This window comes from Xenorhabdus sp. SGI246, from assembly GCF_040838225.1.
Classification (GTDB): Bacteria; Pseudomonadota; Gammaproteobacteria; order Enterobacterales; family Enterobacteriaceae; genus Xenorhabdus; species Xenorhabdus indica.
This window is the reverse complement of sequence record NZ_JBFPEZ010000002.1, coordinates 16997-34732: the sequence shown is the minus strand read 5'-3', so window position 1 is coordinate 34732 and position 17736 is coordinate 16997. Positions and strand designations below refer to the sequence as shown.

The 17736-nt window shown below is 44.5% G+C and carries 12 protein-coding genes; 9 read left to right on the top strand and 3 right to left on the bottom strand.

The features are described from left to right. Positions 1 to 210 precede the first annotated feature (210 nt). The 3 genes from ABLA85_RS00255 to ABLA85_RS00245 form a co-directional block, all read right to left on the bottom strand. Positions 211 to 4638, bottom strand: a complete 4428-nt coding sequence (locus tag ABLA85_RS00255) for a hemagglutinin repeat-containing protein (protein WP_367960334.1) — start codon at positions 4636 to 4638, stop codon at positions 211 to 213. A 99-nt stretch (positions 4639 to 4737) separates the two neighbouring features. Beyond that, positions 4738 to 6438 carry a ShlB/FhaC/HecB family hemolysin secretion/activation protein gene (locus ABLA85_RS00250; RefSeq protein WP_367960333.1) on the bottom strand — a complete coding sequence of 567 codons (1701 nt, stop codon included), beginning with the start codon at positions 6436 to 6438 and terminating at the stop codon, positions 4738 to 4740. 560 nt (positions 6439 to 6998) lie between these two features. Continuing rightward, entirely contained in the window at positions 6999 to 7517 is a 519-nt protein-coding gene (locus tag ABLA85_RS00245) for an Hcp family type VI secretion system effector (RefSeq protein WP_038269551.1), read from the bottom strand. 920 nt (positions 7518 to 8437) lie between these two features. On the opposite strand from ABLA85_RS00245, the gene tssB reads away from it, so the two are divergent. From tssB to icmH, 9 genes are read left to right on the top strand one after another with little or no spacing between them, the layout of a single operon-like run. Then, positions 8438 to 8935, top strand: coding sequence for a type VI secretion system contractile sheath small subunit (gene tssB / locus ABLA85_RS00240; protein ID WP_340620146.1), 498 nt, complete (start codon positions 8438 to 8440; stop codon positions 8933 to 8935). Positions 8936 to 8954: 19 nt separating this feature from the next. Then, on the top strand, positions 8955 to 10433 hold the full coding sequence (gene tssC, locus ABLA85_RS00235) for a type VI secretion system contractile sheath large subunit (RefSeq protein ID WP_367960330.1): 1479 nt from the start codon (positions 8955 to 8957) through the stop codon (positions 10431 to 10433). Positions 10434 to 10435: 2 nt separating this feature from the next. Beyond that, complete coding sequence (gene tssE / locus ABLA85_RS00230; RefSeq protein WP_047680699.1) at positions 10436 to 10876, top strand: type VI secretion system baseplate subunit TssE; 441 nt, start codon at positions 10436 to 10438, stop codon at positions 10874 to 10876. Next, entirely contained in the window at positions 10877 to 12724 is a 1848-nt protein-coding gene (tssF, locus tag ABLA85_RS00225; protein WP_367960328.1) for a type VI secretion system baseplate subunit TssF, read from the top strand. It abuts the gene before it with no gap. After that, the gene (tssG, locus tag ABLA85_RS00220) at positions 12688 to 13740 is read left to right on the top strand and encodes a type VI secretion system baseplate subunit TssG (protein ID WP_038269541.1); all 1053 of its coding nucleotides are present in this window, start codon (positions 12688 to 12690) and stop codon (positions 13738 to 13740) included. The genes tssF and tssG overlap by 37 nt, the downstream gene beginning before the upstream one ends. Before the next feature lie 5 nt (positions 13741 to 13745). Then, positions 13746 to 15041, top strand: a complete 1296-nt coding sequence (gene tagH / locus ABLA85_RS00215) for a type VI secretion system-associated FHA domain protein TagH (RefSeq protein WP_367960326.1) — start codon at positions 13746 to 13748, stop codon at positions 15039 to 15041. Next, positions 15025 to 15582 (top strand): type VI secretion system lipoprotein TssJ, encoded by a 558-nt coding sequence (gene tssJ / locus ABLA85_RS00210; protein WP_367960324.1) that lies wholly within the window; start codon positions 15025 to 15027, stop codon positions 15580 to 15582. The genes tagH and tssJ overlap by 17 nt, the downstream gene beginning before the upstream one ends. 2 nt (positions 15583 to 15584) lie before the next feature. Next, positions 15585 to 16937, top strand: a complete 1353-nt coding sequence (tssK, locus tag ABLA85_RS00205) for a type VI secretion system baseplate subunit TssK (protein WP_367960322.1) — start codon at positions 15585 to 15587, stop codon at positions 16935 to 16937. A gap of 15 nt (positions 16938 to 16952) precedes the next feature. Beyond that, positions 16953 to 17732: a type IVB secretion system protein IcmH/DotU gene (gene icmH, locus ABLA85_RS00200; protein ID WP_367960320.1), complete on the top strand. Its 780-nt coding sequence runs from the start codon at positions 16953 to 16955 to the stop codon at positions 17730 to 17732. Positions 17733 to 17736 lie beyond the last annotated feature (4 nt).

The window sequence follows — 17736 nt, the reverse complement described above, 5'->3', positions numbered from 1 at the left end:
CTGTACCTGATATGACTGTAATGTAGCCCATTATAGCCGTCCTCTTCCAAGTTGCAGCTTTGATCAGGTTGACTTATTCCAATCTTATTCCCAGAGAGGGTGAAGGGTAAGGATAAATGGTTAGCCGAATATGGGAAAAGTACGGCAGCTACGCTGCCGGCTACCGTACTATGTATTATGTGCGATGTGAGTGAATTAAAGAGAGGTCAATTAATCCAACGGGTGATTTTTGATCCAATTATGTGTAGCGGGTATTTCTGTATTGTGATTCTCATTTTTCACGAAAGGCATTTTGCCGGAGAAGACATTTTTCTGAGCTTCGTTAGCAAGACCTGCGATGGAATCCGGCAGGTTAACTCCTGTATTTTTACTTCTATCGTAGCCTGTTACAGATTGATGCTCGATTTGCCGGGTATTAACGGATACCTGCCCCTGTGTGCTGTCAATCCGGCTGCCGATTAATTGGGTTTTACCCGCGACGTCCAGATTCACTCCGTTAGTACCGTTGATGGTTGATTGCTCACCAATGGTTTCCTGATCGAGAGTATCGTAATTACTCTTGAGTTTCCCACTGTATCCTTTGAAGGCCGCGGTCAGGCGATCAGTCAGACTTGGGGCTTCCCCATTGGCTTTTTCATCTTTGGTTGCTGCTGTTTCAGGTGAGCTTTTGGGTAAGTTGCTGTCAGCAATCGGTAGTGTTGTTTTATGGGAATTATCTCCTTTGACGGTTTTGCTATACCCTAATCCTGCATCCAGACCGATATTTAGGCTATCAGTTCTATTTTTTAGGCTTTCAACATTAAGGTTGCCACCGATATTACCCGTCACTTGATTTGCGGTAATATTAGTTCCCTTGAGGGATGTATCTTGGGCACTGGTTAAGACAACATTACCACCAGAAACCTGGCTATTATGGTGAGTGACTTTGTTCAGGTGATCGACACCGAATTTAACTTCACCACCAATATTGTATTTGCTGTCGATGATGCTGTTATTTGTTTCTCCATTATCTCCCGCACTATCACTGCCTTCATTGTTACGAACTTTACTGGATACGCCACCTTTGCCTTTAACGTCAAAGTTCCAGCCGTTGTTGTTAACTGTATCCTGAGCAGCAGCCAGTTCAATTCCACCACGTTGCGCAGTCAAATCCACTTGTTTACCAGAGATATTCACACCTTGTAGTGTCAGATTATTGCCCGCATTCAGATTGATACCTTGTCCGCCAGTGATAGTACTGGTCTGGGCTGTGGTACTGTTCTGTTGGTTGGTGTTATAGCCTGCGCCTGCACTGCCACTGAAGTTTTTACCATCTGGATTAGTGCCTACAGTTAGGGATAGTTCTCCATTATAGCCGTAATTGTTCTGTTCCCTGTGATTGGTAGCCTGATTGAACTGAATATTTCCGCCAGAACTAACGTTTGTTCTGCCATTACCCGCATTCATGGATGTTCCCTGATAACGTGCGTCTCTGGTCACCTGAACGTGAATACCATTTTGGGCATTGATACCGCTGGTAACGGCATTGTTATCGCTGGTGGATGCTGCCTGATAGCTGCCGTTACCTTTGCCATTGACAGAAAGGTCACTGCCTGTGCTGGTGTAAATACGCAGATGAGCATCGCCAACAGTATTAGAAGAATTGTTGTTCTGACGATTGTAGGCTGCTTCACTGGTATGGCTGCCAGCAGTCAGTGACACGCCGCCTTTATTCGCCTGATACTGGGTTCCTTGATCGTAAACATCTCCATTAGTGGTTACTTTGATATCATCGGCTTTAACAGTAGTTACTACAGCATTTGATTGATAAGTATTGGTGTTATTGCTTTTGCCATTCATGGCAAGCTCAAGACCCGCATTTGGCAACCCGGTTTTTGAGATCGCGGTATCCAATTTCCCGTCTGTTGCCGCTTTGGCCGTTTTTTCTACCGGACGGGATGTTGCACTGTAATCGGCTGAACCACTGATTTCACCTCCTACCTGTAATTGGCTTGTGGTAGTTGATTCTGTATTGGCTGTCGCAACATTTTTAATACTGCCCGCATTAGCTTGATAAGTTCTTTGTACCTGATACTGAGTGCCTTGTTGTTTCAGTTCTCCCATTGCGTTCAGTTCAAGGTTGCCATTGATCTGAGCGTTTGACACTACCGCAGTAGTACGGTTCTGGGAATAAACATTATTGGAATAACTCCCCTCGGCTCCACCCCCGATCCTATCCATGCCACCAGTAGCGAATACACCGCCACGGACTTTGGTTTGTGAATTCTCGGTTGTTGCATGATCTTCTGCTGCCAGCAATGCGATGTTATCGCCTGTAATTTTGGCGTCACCCTGTGTTGTGACTAGCTTTGAGCTTGTGATGGTGACATTTTTTCCTGAGTTAATGGAAAGGTGATTACTCTGCAACTCGGCTTGATGTTGTGCAGTGGAATGGGTGTTCTGGTTATCGGTGGTATGCTCAAAACCTACACCAGCGCGGTATTGTTTATCTTTCGTCTCATTAGCGTAATAGTTCCAGTCAAGATTGGTTTTTTCCTGCTGATACTTATTTTGTGCATCAAAGGCAAGTACATTGATATTGCCTGATGTGTTCAGATTAAGCTCGCCTGCGCTTTTCGCCAGACTGCCAATAACATTGATATCTTTGTTACTGAGTAATTTCAGGTCAGTATCAGAAATTAACTGGCTACCGGAACTGGTTTGCTGGTTTGTGTGTTCCTGATTGGAATTTTTGGTGATATTAAAGATTGTTCCCTTTCTCTCATCAACCTTTTTGTAGGAATGATTAACGGCATTATCGATGACTAACTGCCCATCATTAGCTTCAACATACGCTCCTTGTTTCGCTTTTACCTTACTGCCGGTAATCGTGACACCATTTATTCCAGTCAGCAGTAAATGCCCATCTGCCTTGATGTCAGAGGCATGGTGTGTTTCCACTTTGTCCTGGTTGTCTTGATTACTCCCACCTGCAATGCCACCCCAATAGTGTTTATTTTTCTCGACGTGAAGATCATTGACGAGGGATTGCGTAGTGACTTTTACCTGTTGCCCCGCTGAAACAATCAGGTTTTTGCCTGAATGTACCTGAGAGCCGATAATTTCGGCGTTAGCTCCTGCGTTGATCCCAAGATCTCCCCCGGCGTTCAACTCACTGTTGACACTGCGTTGAGCAGTATTGACTGTTGTCCAGTTACCGGTTTGCAGTGCCAGGGAGTGATTTTTTTTATAGCCTGTTTCAACAGTCATTTCTGATTCCACTAAACCCGCCAGTTTTACATCTTGTTTAGCGGATATGGAGAGTTGGTTTTCGGCGATAATTTTACTGCCAAGCACTTCTGCATTGCCTTCGTTGGCGGTCAGATGAACATTTTCCCGTGCTTTGAGGGAGTTTCCTTCATATTGATACTTTTCATTCTCATTGGTGACATCATACTGCCAGGATAATCGCCATTTGTTGTTGACGTTACGGTTAAGCTGGTGAAGTTGTTGACCATCCAGCTTCAGATTAGCGCCAGTCAGTTTGATATTATCCCCTTCAATATCGGTTGCCATCACCTGATTCTTCTGGTGGGCGACCAGCGTGATGTTCTTACCGGTCAGTTGAGTGCGGGCAATGGATTCGTTAATTTGCTTTTGCGAGGTATGAACACCACTAAAACGGCTATCATAGTTATCTTCGCCTGTTTCATGTGATGCATTCCGGTTAAGGCGCCCTTGAGACAGCAGGTTTTTGCCCTGCAATATAATATCTCCGCCTTGCAGGTTAGCCGCCTCCAATTTCACGTCACCGTGGGAGGTCAGGTAAATACCATCATCAGCAGTCATCTTACCTTGCAGATTGACTCCGCTTCCTTCCGCAGTATTCAACAGACGAATACGTCCCGCTTGCATACTACCGAGGTAGTAACTATCAAGTGCGTCCATAACTGATTGTTGTGATGTCAGGACCTGACCATCTGCTGCAATCTGGTTATTTCCCATTGTGATATTGAGCGTTTTTGGGGTGATGACTTTGCCGTTGATATCAACTCTGGGGGCAATAAGGTTCAGAACATCATTATGGGACAAGCCATTGTTTCTGATATTTAGGGCATTTTGGTTATCGAAGTTCTTGAATCCTTGCAGGATACCATTTTCAACTAATGGGTTACCGACAACCAGAGATGCCTGATTCGTGTTGATAAAGCCACAGCCGTTGCAGGTGATGCCATTGGGGTTTGCCAGCACATAATCGGCGGCCATGCCGAAGATCTCTTGTTTTCCGAGTAAGAATGAAGGGTTACGGCTGACCACTTCATTCAGAATGATACTGGCGGCTTGCCCATTCAAATTATTGTTGGCTGATAATTGCCCGGCCAGTTCCGATTGTCCATTAACCAATGAGTTATTTAATACTGCCCCCATTTGATTGACATTAAAATCCTGATACTGGTTATGGGATAGACCCGAATCGGAAGGGGCGACGATATTGACGACTGTAGCGCCTGTTTCTGCAATGGTGACATCCGGGCGATGAGCTGCATCACCACCGGGCGTAATGCCGTTGGCAAAACTGGTTGAACAAGTTGTCAGAATAATTGCCATTGATGCAGCAAGTTTCCCCGCAGGAGATAATCTGAACTTTTTTCTCTTCATATTATTACCTCTGTTTACTTTCTTTCTTGTGAGTGTGCAGCTACCTTGGAAGAAGGCTCCCAAGTTGGCTACGGTTAAAAAAACTGATGATTTAATAAGCTAAAAAGTGTAAGAAAAACGGGTTAATAGCTGCATGGGTTCATCCTTACCTGTATTTTTATGGGCTAATGTTTTGCCACGGCTCATCTCAACATCGGCAGAGAAATGTTGATAGCGCAAAGTCATACCAACACTTAATCCCGTATTGCTTTTCCATGATTCCTGTCGGTTGTGGCTTTTGATCTGGCCGATATCTGCGCCGATACGCAGGGTAAGTGAACTTTCAGACAGTGGTATTGAATGGGATAAGGTATTTCTCAGATACCAGCCATTATCTGCGGAAAGGACGTTATTACTGAACCCCCGCACAGTATTACGGTCGGTAATATTGATCCACTCAACACTGGGTAAGCCTTTTGGACTGTACTGAGCGTAAAACTGGCTGTTAAATCGATACGGCATGGTAAGTAGTTTGAAGTGCTGCTGTAAATTTATTGATAGCTTCCCTTTGGTAAATTGTTTATTCAGGTTGTCTGTGGAGGTTTGGGCACCGAACCACGGTGTTCCTTGCTCAATACCGGCATCAAAAGTAATAAGTCCACTGGGAATAATTTGTAAGTGGCTTATTCCCAGTGAAAACACAGTTAATGTTTGGCTACTGTGCCTAAGTTTCCCGACACCAAAATAGTTGTTGTAATTCTTGTAGACGAATTGACTGTTGACCGTCGAGAGTTGCGATTGATTACGGTGGAATATCCAGTCCATTCGTATGCCCGACTGTTGTGAACTACCGTGCAGTTTGATTGAGTGTTTCGGCAATTTTAGATGGCTTGTATAGCGGGAATAGCTGGTAAAGCCGCTGAAAGTCACAGCCCCGTAAGGGAGCGAATAGAACAGGGTGGTGGCCCGGTTATATTGGGTATTGGGTTTATCGAGAGTACTGACACCGCTGAAGCTGATGAAATCTGATAATCCCAGGGGGCTGTCTATACTGGTATTCAGTCGGCCAATCCATTTACCGGTGCTTTTTTGCCCATAATTATCGGTTATTGTGGTGATCCGCCACGGAGTGGAATGCTGGTTATGCAGCCTGATGATAGAACCGCCATTAACTGAACCGGGTAGAATATCGAGCGTTGTTTTGTTTGATTGCAGACGATTCGACTGATCCAGCCCTTGATCCAACTGATTAAGATTCAAAGGTTGATTGATCAAACCGGGGAATAACATCCGGCTGTTAACCCAGTGATCACCGCCCTCAATGGCTTCGACGAATCCTTCAACAACATTGAGCCCCAATTCTCCACGATGATTGAGAGGAATAAATTGTACCCGCGCCGTAATATAGCCTTTGGCAAGATAGAGATTAGTGATTTCTGCTGTCAGTTTGTTGATGTCATTGTTAGTAATGCAATGATCGGGTAATGCACTGAGTGTATCCAAATCTGCCAGAGAGAGCAGAGTCATCCCCTGAAGATAAACACCATTGATATCCAGACAGGGTGGGGCTTCAACCAATACGGGTGATACAGTTTGTGGCGCAATGGTATCAGTACGATCAATGAATTCTTGATGTCGGCGTTGTTCAATTAACCGGCCTATTTCTCGTGAACTGTCCTGTAAGGTTCTTCTGGCTTCATCCATGGTGGATTCAGCCATAGCGGATTCAGTCATAGATAGTGCAAAGTCGGGTGTTTCAGGCAATGCGATTACCTGAATGGAGGTAGATAATAAGAGGATTATTGCTGTATTTTTGAACATCGTAACACCCAAATGACAATGGTTAAGTTGAAATGTAACCTGAGATCTATCAGATATGGTTATAATGGTTCACTAATTAATCATTAAAGCATAGAAATTATTTTATTTGGCTCTAATTAACGGGAGCAGTCTGTCTTATATGATTATTTATAGTTATATATTTAACTTAACCGTTTACTATCACCCATTTTGGTTATGTTTTGCCGCGTAATTTAGAGTTAACTCAAATGAGAAGCAGATTTAATTGAAATTTCAAATAAATGGTGGAAAGACATGAATTTTGTTTTTTTTAAATTCATGTTTAAAAATGTGACATTGGTTATTAATAGTACATGTGATTATTAATTTATATATTCTTATTTATTGAGAAAATAATCACTATATAAAAATCTCACTTTTAAAAAAAACAAAAAAATAAAATATAAACAAGGAAAAAATGAATTAAAGTAAATTAATAGGGGGAGGTAATGTAGGAGAGTATTATTCAGCCAATGAATAATATTCATTGGCTGAAAATTTATTGCTAAAAACTTATTATCTAAAACTTGATGAATAAGATATTAAGCAACAATTGGCGCGCGCCAGTCGTCAGCACCAGAAGTACCAGCAGTAGTGTGTTCCCACTCGATCTTACGGTAAGAGAGAGAAACACGAACCAACTGAGTGAATTCAGATTTTGCCGGGTCCTGGCAGTGTGGCATTTTGCAGTCGATGTCAACGATAGTTGCGTCTATCAGTTTAGTCGTAAAGAAATGCTCTTGTTTACCTTCGATAGAAGTACGATACCACTTCAGTTCTACAGTTGTTAACATTTCGCCTGAAGCCAGTGCGTTGTAAAGCAAAGGAACTGCTTTATTCAGTGCAACGGTGAAGCGGAATGGTTTATGTGCACGCTGACCAGAAGGCTGACCAGATTGTGGATCAGTTGGAACAGTAACAATGTGGTCAAATTCTTGAACCAGCATTTCGTCTTCATGACCCTGAACAAAGATATTGCCTACAGATTCAGCAGTGAATGCGCCAGCAGTGATATTACCCTGAGTTTTTCCGTTGATGGAAATATAACATGGAGTTGGCATATGAATATCCTATAAAAATTTACCAATATAAGTGTAAGTGCTCATTCCTTGCGTGATTATTCCATTCATTGATGAAATAAAATTAGCGATGCCGAACACTCGGGGCGAATAATAAAGCTGAAATTGTCTAATGCAAAGTTATTTGTAAATTGCAACGCGAGTTCAAATTCAATGACAAATAAAAATTTTATAATCATTGCCGTTGTGATATTTATGACTAAGTTTTTATAAAAAGCAAGATTGTTTTCCTGTACAAAAATTAATCTTCATATTTTTGATTTATATAATTAATTGATAAATAACGTGTTTTAATTTTTAAATTATATGATTTTTATGATCATTTATAAAGTGTGATGTACGTCAAAAATATGAGTTGGATAAGATTTTTAATGGAGAATAATTAATCCAAATAAATAAAAAATATACTTGATAATAATGATAGGACACAAACTTGCAGACTATATTTTATTCATAACATATGAAAAATATTACTTTATATACAATTGACAGGTAATCGGTCTGTATACTCTTATAGAGAGTAAAGCCAAAGTTTTCTCTATTTTGTAAGGGGAAAATATTTATAATTTTCTAGAAAGCACGATAAAAGTACTAAAAGCCAGAATAGAGGGTGTTATCAATAAGTGTTTTGGCTTTACATCAAAAAAATAAAGTGTCAAACTCGCTATTGACGATTTTTTATATCGATGTTTACTTCCACGATTGGATAGAATATCTCTGTATCTTTATCTATATGCTGATATATAAAAATCTATTTGTTCCTGCAAATACAGTTGTCTTCCGCAGCCTATTTCTTTAGGAAGGACTGCTGCATTTGTTATACGGTTAAACATTGTAATTATTCTCTTTCCAATAATGGGTTGTTAGACAGTTCATGGTTGTATTAGCCAAAGGGTTGAAATATGAGTAAGAATAGTCCTGGTAGCGTAGCTCCGAAAGAAAGAATTAATATTAAATATGTTCCTAATACCGGCGACCAGACCGCAGAAGTTGAATTACCTCTGAATCTTCTGGTTATTGGTGATTTGAAAGGAAAGAAAGAAGATACGCCAATTGAAGAACGACAGACCGTTTCCGTGAATAAAAATAATTTTAATGCGGTAATGAATGAGGCGAACATCAACCTGACTTTTAACGTCCCTAATCGCCTTGAAGAAAATAGTGAAGACGATCTACCAGTTAATCTGGAAATTAAATCACTGAGTGATTTCTCACCGGATAATATCGCTAAGAAAGTACCAGAGCTGAATAAACTGCTGGAACTGCGTGAAGCATTAGTTGCATTAAAAGGTCCTCTGGGAAATATCCCTGCATTTCGCGCTCGCTTGCAGTCACTGCTGGATGATGAATCCGTTCGTGAGCAACTCCTGAAAGAACTTGAAATCATCAATAAAAAATAACTCGTTAAAGGAATTTTAAATGGCTCAGCACGAAGAAAACAGCACAGCACTTGCTTCTGGCGCAACGACTTCTCTGCTTGATGAAATCATGTCTCAAGCGAGGATGACTCCTGAAAATGATGGCTATTACATTGCAAAACAAGGTGTAGCAGCCTTTATCGGCAGCATTCTGGACACAGGCTCTAACGAAGAACCGATCAACAAACTTCTCGTTGATAAAATGATCGTTGAGCTTGATAAAAAGCTGAGTGAGCAGATGGATGAAATCATGCACGCTAAGCCGTTCCAGGAGCTGGAATCTTCCTGGCGTTCCCTGAAAATGCTGGTGGATCGCACTGATTTTCGTGAGAACATCAAAATCAACGTGATTCATGCGACTAAAGATGAATTGTTGGAAGACTTTGAATTCTCTCCTGAGATCATCCAGTCCGGTTTCTACAAACATGTTTACTCTGCGGGTTATGGCCAGTTCGGTGGTGAACCTGTTGCTGCCGTTGTTGGTAACTATGCTTTCAGTAACACCACGCCTGACATCAAATTGATGCAGTATGTCAGTTCGGTCGGTGCAATGGCTCATGCGCCATTCCTGTCTTCTGTTTCACCAGAATTCTTCGGTGTTAACAGCTTTACTGATCTGCCGGCTATCAAGGATCTGAAATCTGTATTTGAAGGCCCTTCACACACCAAATGGCGTTCATTGCGTGAGTCTGAAGATTCCCGCTACCTGGGCTTAACTGCGCCACGTTTCCTGCTGCGTCTGCCATATTCCACCGTTGAAAATCCAATCAAAAACTTCAACTATCAGGAAAATGTCAGCCTTGACCATGAACACTATCTGTGGGGGAACACTGCTTATCTGTTGGCAAGTTGTTTGACTGACAGCTTCGCTAAATATCGCTGGTGTCCGAACATCATCGGTCCACAAAGTGGTGGTGCAGTAAACGATCTGCCGGTCCATCTGTATGAAGCAATGGGCCAGGTTCAGGCGAAGATCCCAACTGAAGTACTGATCACTGACCGTCGTGAATTCGAACTGGCGGAAGAAGGCTTCATTACTCTGACTATGCGTAAGGGGAGTGATAACGCTGCATTCTTCTCTGCAAACTCGGTTCAGAAACCAAAAATTTTCCCAAATACCCGCGAAGGGAAAATTGCGGAAACCAACTACAAGTTGGGTACTCAGTTGCCATACATGTTCATCATCAACCGCCTGGCACACTACATCAAAGTCTTGCAACGTGAGCAGATCGGCTCCTGGAAAGAGCGCCAGGATCTGGAACGCGAACTGAACATGTGGCTGAAACAATACATTGCTGATCAGGAAAACCCACCGACTGACGTTCGTAGCCGCCGCCCACTGCGCGCTGCTGAAATCAAGGTATTGGACGTTGAAGGCGATCCAGGCTGGTATCAGGTGGCAATGCAGGTTCGCCCACACTTCAAATACATGGGTGCAAGTTTCGAACTGTCTCTGGTCGGACGTTTGGATAAGGAATAATCATGGCTGCGCTGTACAGTTGGAACAGAGGCAGCTCTGCCAGTCTGTTCGAGCGCATTCAAGGGAAGAGCCTCGGCTCTTCCCGTCAGTCAAGGATGCGTGCACTGCTTGATTCTATTAAGAAGCATTTGAACGAAGTGCTGAATACGCGCCCTGGTGCTTGCCAGAGTGCCATTGAATTGGGTGTCATTGATCTCAATGATGCAACTGCAACGTCAGTGGATTTCAAGCAAAGTATCGAATGGGCGATAGAAGAGTGCATCAGAAATTATGAGCCCAGAATATCAGCGGTTTCTGTCAGTGCCATCAATGATGATTCAGATCCGTTGTTATTGAGCTTTCATATCAGTGCTGAGGTTTCCCTGGATGATATCAACGATGTTGTGGAATTCAGCATCCAGTTGGATAACAACCGGCGCTATTGCCTGGAGCGAACTCAATAAATGTCATTTGAAAAATATTTCAGAGATGAGCTGAACTATTTGCGACAACTGGGGAAAGAAGCCGCAGTTGAGCGTCCTCATCTTGCCGCATTTCTGTCTGAACAAGGCTCTGATCCTGACGTTGAACGTTTGCTTGAAGGTTTTGCATTTCTGACAGGCAATCTGCGGGCAAAGATTGACGATCAGTTCCCCGAACTGACTCACGGCTTGCTTAATATGCTCTGGCCTAATTATCTGCGTCCGACGCCCAGTATGACCATCATCGAATATACCCCTGATGAGAGTGTTGTGACAAAAGCAACACAGGTTAAGCGTGGCACACAGATTATGAGTAATCCGTTGTCAACTCATGATGATATTTACTCGAACGACCATTCTTTGAACGGACAATCGAGTGGCAAAAGAGACGATCATAGCCGCTGCACTTTTACATTGTGCCGCGATGTCTGGCTTTTTCCTCTCTCCATTCAGGACATTTCCGTTAATAACAGTAATGAGCAAGGGATTATTGGCCTGAATTTTGCCTCGAAAACGGAACTGAACTTGCATGAACTGGAACTGGGTAAATTGCGGTTCTATCTGAGTGGCGATGACTATACCACTTCTCAACTCTATTTCTGGCTCTGCTATTACTTCAGAAAAGCGGAATTGGTTATTGGTGATACGGTCATTCCTCTGCCGGATTTTGATTTTGTACCAGTCGGATTCGAACGTGAAGATGCCCTGTTGCCTTATCCTAAAAATGCTTATATGGGATATCGCATTTTGCAGGAATATTTCTGTTTTGCGGAAAGTTTTCTGTTTTTTGACGTTAAGGGATTCCCTGAACTGCCTGAAGATCTCAAAACCAAAGATTTCAAACTGAATTTATATTTTTCTCAGGCGTTACCACCAGAAGCTAAGATCCGCCACGATACTTTCCGCCTGCACTGTACGCCGGCTATTAATCTGTTTCCGATGGACAGTGAAGCGATTGAACTAAATGGCAGTCAGACGGAATACCCACTGAAGGCCAGTTATAGCTTTCCAGATAACTACGACATCTTTTCTGTAGATGGTGTTGAAAGTTGGCTGACGGGAGAAAATGGTGAACGCAGTCGGGCACGTATCGGTGAACGGGTTTACACCCCGTTTGAAAGTTTCAATCATCAGATTGATAACGAAGATGAACACTCAATGCGCTATTACCGTCTGCGAGTGAAAGAGTCACCTTTCCGCAGAGGGTTGGAACATTTCATCTCATTTGTACGTGGGGATGAATCAGCTTTGCTCAGGCTCAAACTAAAAGAAAACGTCTCTATCAGCCTGACGTGTACCAACCGTGAATTGCCGTTACAGCTTCGTGTCGGCGACATTAATTATCCCTCTATCGGCAGCCCGTCATTTGCGACATTCCGCAATATCACGCGTCCGTCAGTACCGCTTTATCCGTTGCTGGATGGTGGTCTGCACTGGTCGTTGCTGTCAAATATGTCGCTGAACTACATGTCATTGCTGGATAAGGATGCGCTGAAACAGGTTCTGCGTACTTACGATTTCCCAAGTATTCACAACCGACAGTCCAAACGATCATCACAGAAACGGCTTGATGCCATTGAAAAGATTGAGACAGAGCCGACAGATCGCCTGTTCCGCGGGCATCCTGTGCGTGGTTTGCGTTCCACTTTGTATATCCGGCAACAGGCATTCAGTTCGGAAGGTGAGCTGTATCTGTTCAGTACGATTCTGTCACGGTTTTTCTCACTGTATGCCAGCGTCAACGCTTTTCATATGTTGAAGGTAATCAATTTAGATAATCAGGAATGTTATGAATGGCCGGTACAGATAGGTCAACACTCGTTGATGTAATCACTGAGCAAGATCCTGCCACACCACTGGCATTGGACATCTCACGATACAACTTTTATCAACTGGTCGAATTGCTCAATCAGTTGGCGGTAGCGTGGGAAAAAACCGGGGAGACGGATAGGCCTGATCGTGAATCTGTCCGTTTTAAATCCAATGCCAGCCTGGCATTTCCTACTCGTGATGTGATTGCACTGAAGCAATCCAGGCAAGGGTATTTTGAGCTGGAAGTCTCTTTCATGGGGCTACATGGCAGCCAATCTCCGATGCCGGGTTATTACCTGGATTCACTGGCGTGGGAAGACGCACAGGGTGAAAACCGACTGACGGATTTCCTCAATCTGTTCAACCACCGCTTAATCACGCTCTTGCACCAGATTTGGCGGAAATACCGCTATTACATCTGCTTTAAGCAAGGCGGGGAAGATAGCTTCTCTCAGCGCATGTTCTCGCTGGTGGGATTGGGAAGTGATGTCAACCGCCGGATGCTGAACATCAACCATAGCAAAATGCTGGCGTATGCCGGGTTGTTGGCAAGCCCCGGTCGTTCACCGGAAGTGATATGCAGCTTGGTTTCCCACTGTTTTGATTTGCAGGATGTCACTCTGCACGGCTGGCAATTCAGAAAAGTCATCATCCCCGTTGATCAACAGAATCGACTGGGTGGCACGAATAAAGGGCAAAAGATTGGTGATACCGAACTGTCTGTATTAGGGCAGAACTTCACCATCGGATCATGGATAGGGGATTACAGCGGAAAGTTTCTGCTCAGTATCAACAACCTGGCCCGTGATCGGTTCCTGTCATTTCTGCCGGACGGAAAGAACTATCTCCCGTTAGTGATGTTTATCTCTTTCGTCATGCGCAGCCAGTTTGCCTGGGAATTGCGTCTTGGCCTGGCGGAAAATCAGGTCAGTGGCATGGTGTTGGGGGCGAAGCAGAATAACCATCTGGGGTGGACCAGCTTTCTTGGTGAGCCAGAAAAGAAACCCTCTGTCACAATTTCAGTTATGGAATAACGACTATGGAAAAATATCAACCAACGCTTTCATTGCGGGTGCTCAACAGTGAGCAACTAGAGAGTGGTCGAGCCGCCAGTTACCAGTTTTCGACACAGGGCGGTACGGTCGGCAGCAGTGAAAGTCACTTGTGGTCTGTTCAGGACAGCCAGGGCAATATCCAGCCGTCACAATTCGCCATTCAATGGCGTGATGGTTCATTCTGCCTGCAAGTGCTTGCTGATCCAGTACAGATAAATAATGCCCCATTAACACCGCAATCCGGTCTGATCCGTTTACAACAGGGAGATCAGATTAAGGCGGGTAACTTGTCCATCAAGATCCACATCAGTTTTTCTGAAGCGGATCAGGTTGATCCTTCGACGGTATCACCGGAGGCGTTGGTTTCCAGTTACAGAAATCCGCTGGATGCCATGATGGAAGGTGTATCGCTACAAAAATCTGTGTTTGCCAAAGATGACAGTATTGCGCCAACCGTCATGCACCGTTTCAGCGATGATCCTCTCAGAGTACTTGATAGTGAAAGTTTGACTACGTTGCAACCACAGGTTGAAGCCGATGATACGGAGCAGCTTTTGCCGCCGGATCATTATCAATCCCCCCCATTTGCTAACCCTATTTCTGATAACCGAGGCAGTGTTATGGATCAGGAGTTTCTTGATTTACCGGATATCGCTTCCGATCGGCATTACGAAGATATGGATGTTGATCATGTTGCTATTACCCCTTTGATGCGCGGACTGGATACGCAATTACCTCTGCATGACACCCAACAGGCCAACGATTTTCTGCAAGAGATGGGTAAGACCATGAAAGCGGCGATCGAAGGACTATTGGCTCTCCAGCGTGAACAGCACGGATTGCGTGATAAACAGCTTCGTCCTATTGAGGATAACCCATTACGTCTGAATATGGATTATGACACCACCATGCAGGTGATGTTTTCCGAGCAGAAAAGTCCGGTACACCTGTCAGCACCCGCTGCCGTAGCGGAAAGCCTGCATAACCTACAACTGCATTATCAGGCCAACCGGACAGCGATCTCCGCGGCGTTGGATACCATGCTGGAAGCCTTTTCCCCTGAACAATTACTCCGCAGATTCTCACACTATCGCCGTAGTAATGAGGTCAGGAACAAAGATGCGTCCTGGGCGTGGGAAATGTACACCAACTATTACCGCGAATTAGCTTCCAGCCGCCAGCAGGGGTTTGAAAAGTTATTCCGCGAGGTGTACGAGCAGGCTTATGACCGCGCACTGCGTCAGGGCTTAGAGGACACCAGTGATGAAACGTTCCGGTAGTCAGCGCATATGGGCCACAGGGATCTTATTACTGTCAGTGATGTTACTGAACGGCTGTAGCAGCGCATGGAACGCCACTAAAAAAGTTGGGCAGGTCATTTGGGACCCTTCCACTCCCGTGGGAAGTCCGAGTGAACAAGCCTCAATCGCCAACATCACATTGTTGGCTGAACCCGATATCAACCCCAATGAAAGTGGTGAACCAGCACCTGTTGAGATGAATCTGGTTTATCTCAGTGAAGATTCGCGTTTTCTGGCTGCCGACTATGACCAACTTGAAAGTGACAAGCTCGAAAAGGCACTGGGGAAAAACTACATCGATCATCAGGATTACACTCTGTTACCGGGGCAATACAAGCCGCTGGAAACAATCACATTGGAAAAAAAGAACCGTTACATCGGTGTCATTGTTCATTATGCAGGCGTCAATCAGTCTGAATGGAAAAAGATCATCCGGGTAAAAGACATGGGTCGCCATTACAACATCTTGGTGCATGTCAGAAATAACGACGTCGAACTTAGAAAAGAGGAGGAAGAGTAATCATGCCAGGAAAAAATCGGGTGATTTGGCACGAAGGATTATTCATCAAGCCACAACATTTCCAACAACAACAAAAACACAATGATTATCTGGCTCATAGTCTTGTCTCCGTGCTGACAGCATACGGTCATGGTTTCAGCTCCGTGAGTATCAATGATGATTTGCTCAAGCTAGGACGCATCGGTATCACTGAAGCCAGCGGTATTATGCCGGACGGTACAGTATTTTCAGCACCGAGCCAGGATCTGCTGCCAAAACCGCTGGATATTGAAAATGTCAATGATCTGAAAAGCAAAGATGTCTATCTGGCATTACCGATGTCCAGCGATACCATTCGTGAAGTGGCTGATCGGGATGCTGAGATTCAAAGTGCAGTACGTTATCGTGAATTGCCGAGTGATATTCGTGACCTGCATACCAAAGGCGGTGATTCCTCCATTCTTAATCTTGCTCAATTGACGCCGGTATTGATGCAAGGTTCTGAAGATATGAGTGCCTACACTGCCATTCCGCTGTGCCGCATCAAAGAAAAACAGAAAGATGGCACAGTTGTTCTGGATAACGAATTTATTCCGACCTGCCTGTCCATTTTTGTCGCTGACAAACTAAAACGCTTCATGGTGGAAATTGACGGGTTATTGACAGAACGTTCAAGAACATTGGCGAAACGCATCGGTTCTCCAGGTCAGCAAGGCGTTGCAGATGTGGCCGAATTTATGATGCTTCAACTGTTGAACCGCGTTCAACCTTTGTTCAATCATTATGCTAAACAAACCGTCCTGCACCCGTTGCATTTGTATACCCAATTGATCCAAACCTGTGGTGAACTGAGAACCTTCACGGACACAAGCCGTCTGCCGGGAAATATTCTGGCCTATGACCACAATAATCTGACAGATACTTTCCAGGACGCTATGCACGCCATCCGCGATGCGCTGAACGTTGTTCTGACACCTCGTGCAACATCAATTGCCCTGAAACAGAACGAAGGGGGTATTCGTGTCGCGACACTCCACGACAACGACTTGTTGCGCAAAGCCGAATTTGTTCTGGCTATCAGTGCCAGTACACCACAGGAACAGTTGCGTCGTCAGTTCGTACAGCAAACCAAAGTCACTTCTATGGAACGTATCCGTGATCTGGTCAGCGTCCAGTTGCCGGGTGTACCACTGATTGCGTTGTCCGCAGCACCTCGCCAGTTGCCATATCACTCTGGATATACCTACTTCCGTCTGGATCAGAAGAGTCCGGCATGGAAAGAGATCCAGCAGGGCAATTCCATCGCATTCCACGTATCAGGGGATTTCCCTGACTTAGATATGCAGCTCTGGGCTATCAGGGGCGGTAAGGATTAGTTATGAGGATTAGTCATGAGTGATATCAATGTTGACAGTCCGTCACTGGAAAAATTTGAAAAACAGGCTGAAACGCTGAGAACGTTTCAGCGCCAGTACCAGCTACCGTTACGTGGTGAAAGCCTTAACCCGATGATCGACGCAGCCACGCCTTTACTGGGGATGGTACTGCGTTTGCAGGACATGAGTGATCAGGCACTGCCAGATAAGCTTTACCAACAGGTTGTTACTGATATTCGCGCTATTGAGCAGCTTCTGCAAACTAAAGGTTATGAACCCGGTGCGATTGTTTCATTCCGTTACGTACTGTGCACCTTTATTGATGAAACCGCATTGGGGCACGGTTGGAACAGCCAGAACGGGTGGTTGAAGCAATCACTGTTGGTGCACTTCCACAATGAAACTTGGGGCGGTGAGAAAGTCTTTGTGTTGCTCGAACGCCTGATGGGAGAGGCTCAGCGCTACCAACATCTGCTGGAGTTCATTTACCTCTGCCTCTGTCTTGGTTATCGCGGACGTTACAAAGTCAGTACCCAGAAAAATGATGACTTTGATCGCTTGTTCCGCCGCTTGCAGCAACAGCTTCACTCACTGCGTGGAGAAGCACCGCCGACTACGCTGTATGTCAATATCAACGAGCAAGATGCACGCTATCGCCTGAGCAGGCGTTTGAAAATTAAACACCTGTTTGTGATAAGCATCGGTCTGCTGATTGCGATTTATAGTTTTTATGCCATCCGCCTCGGTGATCAGACTCAAGACATATTAAAGCAGCTAAATAACTTATTAAGATAGGAAG